The sequence below is a fragment of the Nocardia sp. NPDC101769 genome (genome assembly GCF_044766925.1).
Classification (GTDB): domain Bacteria; phylum Actinomycetota; class Actinomycetes; order Mycobacteriales; family Mycobacteriaceae; genus Nocardia.
The window spans coordinates 149,392-161,801 of the sequence record NZ_JBIWMX010000022.1 but is presented as its reverse complement, the minus strand read 5'-3'; the positions used below and the strand labels follow the sequence as shown (position 1 = coordinate 161,801).

At 65.3% G+C, this 12,410-nt stretch carries 12 protein-coding genes; 3 read left to right on the top strand and 9 right to left on the bottom strand.

Going from position 1 to position 12,410, the window contains the following annotated elements:
• Positions 1-131 precede the first annotated feature (131 nt).
• A protein-coding gene (locus tag ACIRRA_RS29880; protein ID WP_402774865.1) for an IS3 family transposase occupies positions 132-1,276 on the top strand; the annotation gives its coding sequence in 2 pieces (ribosomal slippage) (positions 132-408 and positions 408-1,276; 1,146 coding nt in all).
• A 42-nt stretch (positions 1,277-1,318) separates the two neighbouring features.
• Here the strand turns inward: ACIRRA_RS29880 and ACIRRA_RS29875 are convergent.
• The 3 genes from ACIRRA_RS29875 to ACIRRA_RS29865 all read right to left on the bottom strand — a co-directional run bounded on the left by ACIRRA_RS29875 (position 1,319) and on the right by ACIRRA_RS29865 (position 3,770).
• Positions 1,319-1,681, bottom strand: coding sequence for a hypothetical protein (locus ACIRRA_RS29875; protein ID WP_402774862.1), 363 nt, complete (start codon positions 1,679-1,681; stop codon positions 1,319-1,321).
• Between the two features lie 1,070 nt (positions 1,682-2,751).
• Positions 2,752-2,931, bottom strand: a complete 180-nt coding sequence (locus ACIRRA_RS29870; RefSeq protein WP_402774859.1) for a hypothetical protein — start codon at positions 2,929-2,931, stop codon at positions 2,752-2,754.
• 80 nt (positions 2,932-3,011) lie between these two features.
• A complete protein-coding gene (locus tag ACIRRA_RS29865; protein ID WP_402774856.1) occupies positions 3,012-3,770 on the bottom strand; it encodes a hypothetical protein in 759 nt (252 codons plus the stop codon).
• A gap of 1,009 nt (positions 3,771-4,779) precedes the next feature.
• Between ACIRRA_RS29865 and ACIRRA_RS29860 the strand changes: the two genes are divergently transcribed.
• The gene (locus tag ACIRRA_RS29860; protein ID WP_402774853.1) at positions 4,780-4,974 is read left to right on the top strand and encodes a hypothetical protein; all 195 of its coding nucleotides are present in this window, start codon (positions 4,780-4,782) and stop codon (positions 4,972-4,974) included.
• 159 nt (positions 4,975-5,133) lie between these two features.
• On the opposite strand, the gene ACIRRA_RS29855 is transcribed toward ACIRRA_RS29860, so the two are convergent.
• The 6 genes from ACIRRA_RS29855 to ACIRRA_RS29830 form a co-directional block, all read right to left on the bottom strand.
• Positions 5,134-5,712 (bottom strand): RBBP9/YdeN family alpha/beta hydrolase, encoded by a 579-nt coding sequence (locus tag ACIRRA_RS29855; RefSeq protein ID WP_402774851.1) that lies wholly within the window; start codon positions 5,710-5,712, stop codon positions 5,134-5,136.
• Positions 5,713-5,756: 44 nt separating this feature from the next.
• Positions 5,757-6,581 carry an SDR family NAD(P)-dependent oxidoreductase gene (locus ACIRRA_RS29850; protein WP_402774848.1) on the bottom strand — a complete coding sequence of 275 codons (825 nt, stop codon included), beginning with the start codon at positions 6,579-6,581 and terminating at the stop codon, positions 5,757-5,759.
• A 64-nt stretch (positions 6,582-6,645) separates the two neighbouring features.
• Positions 6,646-8,205 (bottom strand): long-chain fatty acid--CoA ligase, encoded by a 1,560-nt coding sequence (locus ACIRRA_RS29845; RefSeq protein WP_402774845.1) that lies wholly within the window; start codon positions 8,203-8,205, stop codon positions 6,646-6,648.
• A 48-nt stretch (positions 8,206-8,253) separates the two neighbouring features.
• On the bottom strand, positions 8,254-9,603 hold the full coding sequence (locus ACIRRA_RS29840; RefSeq protein WP_402774842.1) for an MFS transporter: 1,350 nt from the start codon (positions 9,601-9,603) through the stop codon (positions 8,254-8,256).
• A gap of 124 nt (positions 9,604-9,727) precedes the next feature.
• The gene (locus ACIRRA_RS29835; protein WP_402774840.1) at positions 9,728-10,777 is read right to left on the bottom strand and encodes a 3-keto-5-aminohexanoate cleavage protein; all 1,050 of its coding nucleotides are present in this window, start codon (positions 10,775-10,777) and stop codon (positions 9,728-9,730) included.
• A 33-nt stretch (positions 10,778-10,810) separates the two neighbouring features.
• Positions 10,811-11,185: a carboxymuconolactone decarboxylase family protein gene (locus ACIRRA_RS29830; RefSeq protein ID WP_402774838.1), complete on the bottom strand. Its 375-nt coding sequence runs from the start codon at positions 11,183-11,185 to the stop codon at positions 10,811-10,813.
• A 171-nt stretch (positions 11,186-11,356) separates the two neighbouring features.
• Here ACIRRA_RS29830 and ACIRRA_RS29825 point away from each other — a divergent pair, with 171 nt between their 5' ends.
• Positions 11,357-12,370 carry an AraC family transcriptional regulator gene (locus ACIRRA_RS29825; RefSeq protein WP_402774835.1) on the top strand — a complete coding sequence of 338 codons (1,014 nt, stop codon included), beginning with the start codon at positions 11,357-11,359 and terminating at the stop codon, positions 12,368-12,370.
• The last annotated feature ends 40 nt before the right edge of the window (positions 12,371-12,410 follow it).

Below are 12,410 nucleotides of genomic sequence, written 5' to 3'. Positions count from 1 at the left end.
GGCACTATTGCGTGACGGACGGCACTTCACTGAGCAGCCTCCGAGGGCTGTCCCGGCGACAGCTGCGGCTTGACATCCTCATTGAGACTCCTGTTTGGCCTGGTGAGGGCCGAGAAGGGACACTGATCGACATGGCAGGACGCAAGCGGCATTCCGCGGAGGACATCGTGCGGAAGCTGCGCCGTGCCGACGAGCTGACCGCCGCCGGGAAGACAGGCGAGGAAGCCGCCGCCGAGATCGGCGTGTCGGCGGCCACGTTGTACAACTGGCGCCGCCAGTACGGCGGCGTTGACACCGACGCGGCCAAGGAGCTCAAAGAGCTGCGTGAGCAGAACGCCCGCCTGAAGCGGCTGCTCGCGGACGCCGAGCTGGAAAAGGACGCGCTGCGGGAGATCGCTCGGGGAAAATTCTGAGCCCAGCGGCCAAGCGCCGCGCCGTGGACATGCTGCGCGAATGCAAGAGCATGTCAGAACGGTTGGCATGCAAGGTTGTTGGGCTGGCGCGGTCAACCTATCGGCGGCTGCCGATCAAGGACACCACGACCGATCCGGATGCCGCTTTGCGGGCCTGGCTGCGCTCGTACGCGGTCAAAAATCCCCGGCACGGATTCCGGCGAGCCTGGGCTGCCCTGCGGTTCGATGAAGGCTCAGGGGCCAACATCAAGAAGGTCCATCGGCTCTGGCGCGAGGAGGGCCTGCAGGTCCGGCAACACCATCCCCGCAAACGGGCCGGGGTTTCCTCGATCCCACCCGTGGAGGCCGATGCCCCGAAAGTGGTGTGGGCGTTGGATTTCCAGTTCGACTCCACCACCGACGGTCGGGCGGTGAAGATCGCCTCGATGATCGACGAACACACCCGCGAATCCCTGTTGCACGTGGTGGAACGCTCGATCACCGCCGAGCGGCTCGTCGCCGAGCTGGAGAAAGTGTTCATCGCGACCGGCGGCCCGCCGAGGGTACTGCGGATGGACAACGGTCCGGAAATGATTTCGGCTGCCCTGCAACGATTTTGCGCGGACCGGGTCGGGATCTCCTACATTCCACCGGGCACGCCCTGGAACAACGGGTTCGTCGAATCATTCAACCGCCGGTTGCGGACCGAGTGCCTCAACCGCAACCACTGGACCAGCCTGCTCGAAGCGCGGGTGGTGATCGGCGATTTCAAGGCCGACCACAATCGGCGGCACCGGCATTCGGCGCTGGGCTACCTGACACCGGCCGAGTATTCTGCGGCCTGCACCCACACCCACCACCCAGTGGCCTGCGGGACCAACTGAACACGGAACGAAATCACCTGGCTCTACTCCCGGATGGTCTCGTCATCGGGGACCGCTCAGACGAGCGAGTGCCCCGAATCCCACCATGTCGATTGATGCGTTGAATACCGGATCCCAGTCATCGAGGCTCGCTTCGTCGGGCAGATCTGTTGTCAGCTGGCCGACGATGTCAGACCTGATACTGGCGTGACCCGAGAACCGCACACCGCCAGCAAGTTGCTTGCCGGGCACGACGTTCACCTTGATCTGAGCGAGCAGATTGGGCACTTCGACAACAGGACGCACGAAACTTGACAGCGTCGGCTCCTCGGCCGATTCGTCTCGGCGGAACCCGAACGGCGCAAGCGCGATACCCACGGCATCGCCGATCAGCGGGCTCAAACGCTCGATCTTCTTGACACCCACCCCGTCGTACTCCTTCGTCACGCTCAAACTCGCAGGCCTCAACCTACAGAAGCTGCACAACATGCCGCCTACTGAGTGCTGGAATGCACTCGCTCATCGGCATGAGCGGATGTTGGAGCACGCGAGATTCCGCTCGCCGGTCGAGGCCACGATCGCCAACCCCCACCCCCCAAGGTAGCCGAGCAAACTGCACTGGCAGAAACGTGCCATCGAGCAAGATCGATTGACAACGAGCAAGATCGACTGGCACAGGACAGCGGGGGTGTGACCGACGCCAGCAAACAGTCGAACGACCTCTGTGGGGTCTCAAAATTCATGGCCAACGCCGAAGCTCCGACCTACAGCTTTGGAAGTTGTCTCACAACATGGCCATTGCGATCTGTCTCAAAAAGATGGCCATTCTTTCAGGCTTGGCAGTAGCGCGCTGATCTGCCGATTGCAGGTGTCGCACATCCGGCCCAAACTGCGCTTCCTGCAGTGGACTTGGACCCCCGAGTTTTCGTCACGTGATGAAAGTGGTGAGGCTCCGTTGGACTCGCGAAACAGTGCCTGCTTGCTGGGCTTGGCCGCAGCATTTCCCGAGGTGTTTCTCTGTCCATTTAAGCCTGCGCACCAGCACTTTTCGGCAGATCCGGTGTGACCGGGCCGGAACGGCAGCTGCGGCAGGGCGGCGGCCAGGGGCTGCTTGTGATCGGCGGCGGTACTGGCGCCGGCGTTCCATGGACGCAACCTGAGACCATCTGCGTAGCCCGCTGAGAGCGATCGAATGTACTTGTCCCCCTTCGAGATCCGGTATATAGCGCTGGTCACGGGGATGACTGGTCATTTATGCGAGACCCGAATTCGTCGGTCCCCCTCGGCAGGGATCAACAGTTTCGACGAGGCCGAGGGGCGGTTTGAGTTCGATGTTCCCGCCGGTGTTCGAGGCGCCGGGCAGGGCGGGAGTGCCCTGGATGCATGCGCTGCGAGCTGCTGAGCGGGACGGCCCTGCTCGACCGCGCAGCTTCCAACCGAATGATGTCAGCGCAGCACCCGCTATCGCTTGTCCTGCTCTCGTGCCGACGATCGTCTCATGGCGGCGTACTCTCCTGGGGCGCCGCTGATCTCGTGATTGTGGGTTCGGCCCGGTGCTGCCCGGCCACGCGGTTGCCGGGCAGCACCAGACCAGGTTGCCCGATGTCCCGGGTCGGCGGCAGCGTGCCGTGGGCCAGGTATTTCGGGCCGCCGGCGTTGGGCATGAGGGTGATCATCCCAACGCCTCGGTCTGTCTTATCGTGACGGGCCGTTCCCGGTGATCGACACGGAGATCCTCGATGCGTGTGAGTGGTTCCTATTTCGCGGGTGCCGCGGGGGCGAGGGGATCTTTGCAAGCGGGGACGTCGGGCGGGCAGGGAGTGAGGATGGTGGAGAAGTATTGGAAGGCGGCGAACAGGGTGATGGGTCCGCCCGCGAAGATGAGGCCGGCCATCGAGCCGACCGCGCCGAGGGTGGCAGCGCCGAGGACACAGCCTGCGATGGTGGCGCCGACGAAGGGCGCCAGCAAGACGATGACCGGGCTGCTCAGCACGGCGCCGGCTGCGCCGCCGACCAGACAGCCGATTCCGCCGCCGAGTACCGCGCCGAGAATGGCGCTCACGCCGGCGCCGATCGTGACTCGCTGGGCGAAGGTGCCGAGGGCTTGTGCGTCGCGCGGGTTGACTGATTCGGCGATCTGCGCGGCTTTGTCGACGGGGATGATCTGGTCGCGGCTGACGGCCTGGACCGGCCGGGGGTTGTCTTTCGACGGCGTCAGGGTGGCTGTGGTGCCGTCGATGTGCGCGTCGATGGGGTGAGCGGTGTTGTCCATCTGGTAGGTGAGCGGGATGGCGGCGACTGGCTGCTCGTTGTGGTCGGTGAGGACCAGTTGGTCGTCGATGATTTTCAGCTTGCCGTCGGTGGTGGTGAGGACGGCGGAACCGCCGTCGCGGTGCACCTCGTAGTGCACAGCGTCTTGTGGTTGGTCGCCGGGTTGGGGTGCGGCATTCGCGGTGGCGGTGGTGATAGCGATGGCTGTTGCCGCGAGGATTGCGGTCGCAGCGGTTTTCCTCATCTTCATGGTGTTCCTCAACTTCATCGGTGAGATCGGCACAGCCCCGTCCGGGACTGTGCTCTCAGGGAGGTGGAGCATCGGGTAGGCCGTTGTCGGCGTAATCCGGTTAAACGGGGGTTTCGAAATCCGGGGCGTGCTGCTACAGAAAACACGCGCGCCTGCCTCGGGCGCAGTGTCGGATAGCGCTGTTGGGGCGCAAGATCTGACCGGCGAAGTCGCGTGTTGCGGCGTGCGATGTCGGCCGGTGTCGAGGGTTTGAAACCGGCGTTGTTGACCACGATGTGCCCGGTGCCGAACCGATCGGCAGCTCGTCTGGCACCCAATCCACCGCGACCCGATCGGAGACGTCGCGGTGCACCATCAGACAGGCCCGGCCCAGCTTGTCGTCCTGGATATTGCACACGATGACTCCTGCGCCGGCGGGCGCCATCGTCTTGCCGGGTCCCTGACCGGTGCCGGTGAGGACGGCGGTCTTGTCGGGCGATGTCATGGTGATCTCCTCACGTATGTTGTGCTGTCGGCATGGTCGCCAGGCACCACGCGGTGTGTGGCTTCAGAGTTGGACGCGGAGTCAGCCGTTCGAGGATCTTGCTGGCCGCGGTAATCGGCAGTGTGATAGTCGTTGGCTAGCGACGTGATGCAGGACACGATAAGGCAGGAAAACGATTCAGATCTTGACAATCCGGGTCGGATTTTTGACTTTCCGGGACAGAAGGTGGCGAGCATGCTGATGGTCCCCGGGCGGCGTCGTGGTCGTCGAGGAGCCTTCCGAACAGCTTGTGGGCGACGGCATCGGAGAGGATGCGGGGTTCAACAGGGGCGTGGGATGGGCGGCGCTTGTTCATGATTCGAGCTCGTCGGTGGTGCTAGGTGCCGGCGTGGTGGCATCGCCGGACGCGATGGTTCCGGCGCCATCTCCAACATGTTCGTGTCGCGTTCGGATCGAAACTCATCCGTATGCCACGCTCAAATCCTCACGCCGCTCGGCGGATTCACAGATCGGCCGGTCATGGTGCACCGCAGCATCATCGACAGCGTCGATCGTGCGGTCGCACACCTCGTCGAACACCACCGCGGCACTTTTCCGGCCTGGCTGGCCTCGGTCCAGGTAGTGGTACCGCCGGTTTCGGACGCCCAGGAAGCCGCCACCGATCAGCTCCTCGAACGCTGCCTGAGCGCACAGGTGGTCGACACCGAAGCATGAAGCCTCGGCGAGGGTACGCGAAACCCGGCTGGCGCCATGACAGTTCGTTCTCGGCCAGGCTGAAGCAGCCAACGCGGACAGCGTGATGTGACGAAGGCTCGCCGTTGTGGCGTTTCCGGTGCCGACAGCTTCGGGTAGGCCGTCTTCGGGGGTGTCCGATTACATGTCGGCGGTGGCGGTGAGTTCGTGGAGTAGTTGTTCGGCCCGAGGCCATGGCCCGTAACCGGCGGCAGGGTCGAGGTGTCCGACGGGGCCGAGGTCGACCAGGCGGCTGCCCCAGGCTTCGGCCAGGCCAGCGACGCGGCGGCGAGCGGCGAGCGGGTCGTTGCTGCTGGCGGCGAGGATGCTCGGGAACGGCAACTGCCGGCGTGGGATCGGGTTCCAACCATGGCGGGTGAACTCGTCGGGGCTCGGGCAGCCGTCCGGCAGCGGGGTTTCGAAGTCCGGTGGTGTGACCAGCAGGGCTGCGTCGATGTCGCGGGTGGGGTGCTGGGCCCAGTGCACGGCGGTGAGCACACCGGCGCTGTGCGCGACCAGCACGACCGGCTGCGGTATCTCCCGCAGGGTGGTCTCCAGTGCGGTAACCCAGGCGTCGCGGTTCAGTCGCGCGTCGCCCGGTGGCCGGCGCACGGTGCGGGTGCCGGGAAGTGTTGCGGCGAGCTGGTTCTGCCAGTGGTCGTCGCCATGATCGCCGAGGCCGGGGACGATCACGACGACCGGTGCGGTGGTGTGCTTCATGGTGCTGCTCCAGGGAACTTGCGGGCTTGCTGGCGGGCGCGGTGTCAGATGACAGCTCCGCCGTTGGGGCTGATGATCTGACCGGTGAGATAGTGGTCGTCGCCGGCGAGGTACACGGCGAGGGAGGCGTACTCCTCGGGGGTGCCCAGGCGGCCGACGGGGATCATCTGGTAGAGGCTGTTCTTCTGTTCGGGGGTGGCGTTATCGAGGTATTCCTGGAACGGCGGGGTCAGCACACCGCCGCAGGCGATGGCGTTGACCAGGATGTTCGCTCCGGCGACGTCGAGCGCGACGGTTTTGGTGAGGCTGGCCACGGCGGCCTTGGCGGCCGAGTAACCGGGGCTGTGCGCGCTGGCGGCGGAGATACCGGCGATGGAGCTGATATTGACGATGCGGCCGTGGCGCTGTGGTTCCATGTAGCGCAGCGCGGCGCGGGTGCAGTAGAACACGCCGTGGACGTTGACATCCCACCATTTGAGCCAGTCCTCGTCGGTGAGGCTGCTGGTGATGCCGAGCGAGCGGCGTCCGATGGGAGTGGTCAGGTAGGCGTAGTGCAGGTTGCGGCGCTCGGTGTCCTCGGGTGAGGACGGCACGATGGCGGCATTGTTGACCAGGATGTGCACTGTGCCGAACCAGTCGGCGGCCTCGGCGAACATCTGGTCCACCGCGACCCGATCGGAGACATCGCAGCGCACAGGCAGACAGGCCCGGCCCAGCGTATGGATCTCCTCGGTGAGATCGGCCAGCTTGTCGTCCTGGATGTCGCAGGCGACGATGTCGGCCCCGGCGCGGGCCAGTGCCAGCGCGATCGCCTTGCCCAATCCCTGGCCGGCACCGGTGATGACGGCGGTCTTGTCGGACAACGTCATGGTGATCTCCTCGGGTGTTGTTGCTGTCGGCACCGCCGCCGGACGCCGCGTGGTGGATGCGGGTTCAGTTGTGGGTGCGGAGTTCGCGTTTGAGGATCTTGCCGGTGGCGGTCATCGGCAGCGTCTGGACGAATTCGATGTGGCGGGGGTATTTGTAGGCGGCCATCTGGTCTTTGGCCCAGGCGATGAGGGCGTCTTCGGTCGGCTCGGCGCCGGGGGCGGGGATGATGTAGGCCTTGATTTCCTCGCCGTGGCTCTCGTGCGGGATGCCGACGACCGCGGCCAGGGACACCGCCTGGTGGGTCATGAGGACTTCTTCGATCTCGCGGGGATAGACGTTGAGGCCGCCGCGCACGATCAGGTCCTTGGCACGATCGACGATGTGGTAGCAGCCGTCGGAGTCGCGGCGGGCCAGATCGCCGGTGCGGAACCAGCCGTCCCGCATGACTTCGGCGGTGGCGTCGGGCCGCTTGTAGTAGCCCTTCATGACGTTGTGGCCGCGTACGGCGATCTCGCCGACGACATGGCTGCCGGTGAGGGTGTTCCAGTCCTCGTCGACCAGCCGGGCCTGCACTCCCCACACCGGTGTCCCGATCGAGCCGGGGCGCGGACCGTGCTCGAGGCTGCCGAACAAGGCCATCGGGGCGGTTTCCGAGAGGCCGTAGCCCTCCATGATGTCGATGCCGAACTGCTGGCGGAATCGGGTGAGGATCTCCACCGGTAATGCGGCGCCGCCGGAGAGGGCCAGCCGCATGTGCCCGGCAATGGCGTCGATGTCGATGGTTCCGGTGTCGCCGAGGGCGTTGAGCAGGCCCCAGTACATGGTGGGAACGCCGGCGAACACGGTGATCTGCTCGGTCCGCATCAGCGCCAGCGCGGCGGCGGCGTCGAAACGAGGGTGTAGTACCAGGGTTGCGGCGACGGAGAATCCGGCGTTCATATTCACTGTCTGACCGAAGGTGTGGAACAGCGGTAGTACCACCAGATGCCGGTCGTGCCGGGTCGGGTGGCTGTCGAACTGCCGGTTCGCGGTGAACGCGTTGAGCAGCATGTTGGCGTGGGTCAGTTCGGCGCCCTTGGGTTTGCCGGTGGTGCCCGAGGTGTAGAGGATCACCGCGGTATCGGTCGCTTCCCGGACTCGGGTGGCGAACTCGGTGGGCTGGGAATCCAATTGCGCTGCCAGGCCGTCGGCGGTGCCGTCGTGGCGGGGGGCGGGGGTGTCGATGCGGAACAGGTGTTGGCATCCGGGTGTCTGGTCGAAGCCGGCCCGGCCGTAGTCGCCGATCGGCAGGTCGGCAGTGCCGTCGTGGCAGAAGTAGGCTTTGGCGTCGGAATCGTCGAGGTGGTAGGCGATTTCGCGGTCCTTGAGCAGGATGTTGAGCGGGACCACGACCGCGCCTGCTTTGAGGATGCCGTAGTAGATGATCGGAAACCACGGCAGGTTGGGACACGACAGCGCGACCTTGTCACCGGGCTCGATGCCACGGGCGACCAGCAGGTTGGCGACCTGGTTGGCTACGGCGTCCACCTGGGCGTAGGTGAGGCGATCACCGGCGGCGACGACCGCGTCGCGATCGGGGTGGTTGCGAGCTGAATCTTCCAGCAGCACAGACAGATTGAGCATGACAGACCTTTGACTGGAGTCGTGGACGGTGACCAGGCGGCCGGACGGTTACGAGTCGGCGGGCTGGACCGGTCGAGCCGATGGCGAGACCGTCTGCGACCGAGCCGGTCCGCGCAGGCCGGCGGGGTGGGCGCGTCTACCGAGGACCGCGACGGCGAGGACGCCGAGGTAGGCCAGTGGCACCAGTCGTAGTGCGGTGGGCAGCCCGTAGTGGTCGGCGAGGACGCCGACGACCAGCGGACCGGCCGCCAAACCGAAAACGTTGTTGAACAACACGGCCGTTCCGAACGCGGTAGCACGCAGACTCGGATGAGTGAGATTGATGACCAACGAGGAGATCGCACCAGTGGAACCGGCGCAGAACAGCGCCCCGATACCGAGCGCGATCCGCTGCGCCGGTCCGATGGGCAGACTGAAAGCGACCATGAGCACGACGAGCGATATCACGCAATACACCGCCACGATGCTCCATAGGCGAGCAGGTTCGGCGCGGGCGACCCGGTCGGCGATCATGCCGCAGCCGATCATGCCGACGCCGATCAACAGCGCATACACCGCAGCGGTGAGACCGGCGCGATCGGGGGCCATCCCGTAGGAGCGGTTGAAGAAGCTGGGCAGCCAGGCCATCAGCACCGCCGACACGAACAGCTGCAGTCCCCCGGCCAGATAGACGCACCACACCGACACCGTGGCGAACAGGCTCGACAACGGCGCCCGCACGCCTGGCGCAGAGTCCTGCTGCGTAGTGGTGTCATCAGCGATGTGATGGCGTTGCAGGGCGCGTTCGGTCACGAGCAGCCGGAACGCCGCCACCAGCAGCAGACCGAAGACCGCCATCGCGACGAAGGTCCAGCGCCATCCGATGTGGCGGGCGATCACCCCGCCCAGTGCGATTCCGAGGACCGAGCCGAAGGAACCACCGGCGAGGAATGCCCCGCTGACCGTGGCCCGCAGCCGCGGGGCGAAGACGCTGACCACCACGGCAGCGCCGACGCTGCCATAGGCGGCCTCACCGACCCCGAGCAGGAAACGAGCGCCCAGCATCTGGCCGAAGTTGCCGGCGCATGCGCACAGCACGGTGGCGACACTCCAGAAGGTCGCCATGATCAACAAGCTGCGCACCCGTCCCCAGCGGTCGGCCAGCAGCGACAGCGGCACCGTGCCCAACGCAACCATCAACGCGACCACGCTGGTGAGCGCGCCCAGCTGCGAATCCGACAGTCCCCATTGCGTTTTCAAGTAAGGGAACACGGCCGGGAGGACCTGCCGGGACATGTAGTCCGACAGCAGCAGCCCGAAGGTCAGAGCGAACACGACCCACGGAAAGATCCGCGAGCGGCGACGTGTGGCATTCGATACACCCGCGGTGGGGTCTGCGGGCGTGGTGTGAAGATCCATGGCGCTTCCTCGAGCCTGGCGGAACTGTGCAGTGACCGGGTAAGCGCGGCCGGTCTACCAGTGAAGGGAAAAGAAGGCAGCGCGCGGCGCACCGCGCTCTACAGCCGCACGCTGCCCGGGGGAATCAGGCGTGGTGGAGGAAGCCGAGCTGGCCCGGCTTGCGGTTGGGCGGGTATCCGATCTTGGCCAGCGCGTCGTCGGTGTCGGTGTAGACCTCGTCGAACAGGTAGATGTCGCGCGCCTCCTTGCAGGAGGCGACATCGCGGCCGAGTTCGTCGGCGATGCGGACCATCTGCTCGACCTGTTCGACCGAGGTGCGTCGCTCGCCCTTGCGGCCCCACAGGTTGTCCTCGATGCCGACTCGGACGTGCTGGCCCAGCGCGATCGCGATGGTGCACATCGGGGTGACATTGCGCATGATCGTTTCGATGGTCAGCACCGCGCCGTCCGGGGTGCGGCGGATGAACTCGAGCAGGTCGGCCGGATGCAGGCCCGCCGCGCCGCCGCCGATGGCAACGTAATTCAGCACCAGCGGGCCGGTGTAGTGGCCCTTGCGGATCAACCGTTCGACGGTCTCGAGCTGATGCACCGAGCCGAGCATGAAATGCGGCTGGATGCCGGCGGCGGTCAGCCGACGCAGATGCTCGAGGTAGAACTCCGGCCCGGCCTCGACCACCATGTCGCGATAGGCCTTCTGCAGCACCGGGTTCTGCAGCGAGGTGCCCGCGACGTCGTCATCGGTCAGCAACTCCATGACGTTCATCTGGCTGGTGTTGATGGCGATGGTGACCTGATCCGGTTTCGGATCCAGCTCGGCCAGCAGGTGGCGGGTGTCGTAATCCAGCCACTTCGCCTGATCGCCGCCCTCCGGCGGAGCGAACGAAATCGAACCGCCGACCTGGAGGATCATCTCCGGCACCGCCTCACGCAGGCGGCCCAGCATCTCGTTGAACAGCTCGAGCCGCTTCGACCCGTGACCGTCGGCTTCACGCACGTGGACGTGCAGCACCTGTGCGCCCGCGTTGTAGCAGTCCACCGCCTTCTGGATCTGCTCGTCCATCGTCACCGGAATGTCGTCGGAATCTCCGGGCAGGAATTCCGGGCCGTACGGCGCTACCTGGATGACCAGTTTCTCCTGGTTCTCCGGTAGTAGCGAATCGTCGAGATAATGCATGATCGGGTCCTTTCAGTTGGTTTCGTTCGGAAATCAGTTGGTTTGTTCGGATCGGTCTTCGCTGCGGTCTCGCGACCGGCGCTCGAATGCTTCGAGCTCCTCGGCCAGGATCGGCGCGCCGATGTTGCAGGCGTGGATGCCGAGCACACTGACCATTTCCAGGACGGTGAGAATCTCCTGGCGAGTAACACCGAGCTCGAGCGCGGCCCGGATGTGCCGGCGTACCCCCGGGGAGTACATGTGGGTGCACGCGGCATCGATGGCGATGCTGAGCAGTTCGACGAACTGCGGGGTGAATACTCCCCGCCGGATCGGAGTGGACCCCATCGTCATGAACTGCTCGGTCCACTCCGGGTCCCACTCATACAGGTTGTCCCACAGCGGATTCCAGGTACCGCTGGCACGCATGTGATCGACGACCGGCGTGGACGGCCTCGGTGGCGAGATAGTCAAAGCAACTCCTGCGGTGCACCGCCGCTCCTTACGGCGTGATGCAGGACACGCTATCGCCGAGAAGGCATAGGAACTTGACTTAAGGGGTCATATGTTTGATTATTTGGGACAGGAGGTATCGCCAGAATGCTGATGGTGCGTAGCGCCGTGTTGGACGGTTATGTGGACCTGGCCCTGTCACTCGGACTCAACCCGCAACCACTCATGCGCACCATCGGGATCGATCCCGCCGCAGTCGCCAATACCGCCGGCTGGGTCTCGGCCGAGGCCATCAACCGGCTACTGGAACTATCGGCCGCCGAAACCACATGCGAAGACTTCGGGCTCAGACTGGCCGCCGCGCGCAGCATAAGAACCCTGGGTCCGCTCGGCCTGGTCGCCCGGGAAGAACCCGATGTCCGCAGCGCGCTCGAAGTCCTGCTGCGCCACGGCAACCTGCACAACGAAGCCCTCCATACCCGCTTGACCGAGGTCAACGGCCTGGCCACGATACGCGTACTCCCAGCACCGGGCGCCACTTTCGGACGGCAGGCGGTCGATCTGTCGGTCGCCGCGACCTGCCGGATCCTGCGCGATCTCCTGCACGAGGACTGGAACCCCGTCACGGTGTGCTTCACTCACCCGGCCCCCGCAGACGTCGACATCTACCATCGGATGCTCGGCGACACCATCGATTTCGGCTGCGAATACGATGGCATCGTCTTCTACGCCCGCGACCTCGACGCCACCAACCCCCTGGCCGACCCGCTCCTGCGCCCCTACACCCGCCAATATCTGCAATCGCTTGCCATCGCGGGCGACACGACAGCCGATCAGGTGCGACTCGTGATCGAATCCTTGCTGCCGACTCGACGGTGCTCGGCAGACCAGGTCGCCCGCAGCCTGGGCATGGACCGCCGCACCCTGCACCGGCATCTCGCCCGAACCGGCGAAACTTTCTCCTCGATCCTGGAGACCGTCCGGATCGAGCTGGCGCAACGATACGTCGCGCGACAAGATCGGACCATGAGCGAAATCGCCGCCGATCTGGGATTCTCCGAACTCAGCGCCTTCTCGCGATGGTTCCACACCCAATTCGGCTGCGCCCCCACCAAGTGGGACACACACGCCGTTCGTGCAGTGAACCAGACGCGACGGTAACCAGAGTCGTTGCGCACGCAGCTACCACGTCCGTCCGTGC